Source organism: Corynebacterium sp. HMSC074E01, from assembly GCF_001808885.1.
Classification (GTDB): domain Bacteria; phylum Actinomycetota; class Actinomycetes; order Mycobacteriales; family Mycobacteriaceae; genus Corynebacterium.
The window spans coordinates 192,549-193,804 of sequence record NZ_KV794854.1 but is presented as its reverse complement, the minus strand read 5'-3'; the positions used below and the strand labels follow the sequence as shown (position 1 = coordinate 193,804).

Below are 1,256 nucleotides of genomic sequence, written 5' to 3'. Positions count from 1 at the left end.
AGAGTTCCTCCAGTGTGATGGACTCAGTAACGGGGATTGCATGTCCCGATCGTTCTAGGGACGCGAGATGAGAAGCCAATGGGTCATTAAAACTACAAGAGGAGAGTGATAGGGAGACAATACTAGTGAACCCTATCCGCGCCATCATGCGTCTCATTAACATAACCCCCTACTCGTGCCTATCCTAGGAAAGTGTAGATAGCAGTCCAATCCTTGCCCAGAGGGCGCACTGGTTCAGAGCAGCAGCTTCGTCGCCACTACTTGCGAAAGCAGATCCAAGAAATCGACCTTGGGCATTGTTATACAGGTCCATGCTGGTCTCATCCGCTGGCCCCTGAGCGACAGTTTCGTGGTTAGTAGCAATGCGTTCAGCTGCACCTGCACCGATTGTCATCGTCATCAGGGCATTCCACGAGCAGTGCCGAAAAGCATCGCCCTTTCCATTGCGGAGTGATGTGGCGCCAGGAAACCGGTTCTGCGCTTCCGTACTCGCGGTTGTGGCTGCCTGATTGGCGATGCCGCATGATACTACATCGACCAGCGCGATGCAGGACAGCATTTCAAGGCCCTGGATATATATCCGGTAGGGGTCCGACTGGGTGGTCGCAAAAGGCGCTACCTGAGGATTGATGTCAGTGACCCTGGCACGTTCAACTGCAGCAATGATTGCGCGTTGTTCATTAGCTGACAGGGATGCGAAGTAACCGTACGGGTCGGCGGACTCGTTCATCACCTTGATCTCGTCTTGAACATTCATGATGTCCTCATCTGTGACATCACTGGTGTCTACGCGAATTTCAGCGTCTAAGTCAATTGTTGATGCGGGCAAGGGGGTAAGATTCCCCAGGTTTTGGGCAGCAGCACTTGGTGGAATGATTAAACCAAATGCGAGAACTGCTGCTGTAGATAAAGCCATGATGAATCTTGTGGCGCGATTGCGCATAAGAACTCCTGTAAATTTCGTGAAAACGATTATCCGTGACGAGGGAAACACGCATATTAGGTGCTCCTTACCCAGAGTAACAGATAATTCCTATTAGGAAACTAACAGTTGTAAAATCACCCCTAATTAGGTGTATATCCCCTGCCAATTTATCGATCACAGCTCCACACAGAAGTAACGAAGTACTACTAGTAACGCTCGTAGATTGAAGTGCCCCGAGTTTTGTTCCTAGGGGGGGCAGGGCTCAGCAGCCAAGGGGAAGGTGACCACTTCGTGTTCAACTCCTCGATGACAAAGGCCCGCAACTGCGGGT

At 51.0% G+C, this 1,256-nt stretch carries 1 protein-coding gene; it reads right to left on the bottom strand.

Features of this window, described 5'->3' with window-relative positions; genetic code table 11:
* Nucleotides 1-184 precede the first annotated feature (184 nt).
* Nucleotides 185-943 carry a DUF6973 domain-containing protein gene (locus HMPREF2537_RS13050; protein WP_246820309.1) on the bottom strand — a complete coding sequence of 253 codons (759 nt, stop codon included), beginning with the start codon at nt 941-943 and terminating at the stop codon, nt 185-187.
* Nucleotides 944-1,256: the final 313 nt, after the last annotated feature.

Coding starts and splice junctions, on each gene's coding strand:
- HMPREF2537_RS13050 (WP_246820309.1), bottom strand. CDS start 943: ATGCGCAATCGCGCCACAAGATTCATCATGGCTTTATCTACAGCAGCA.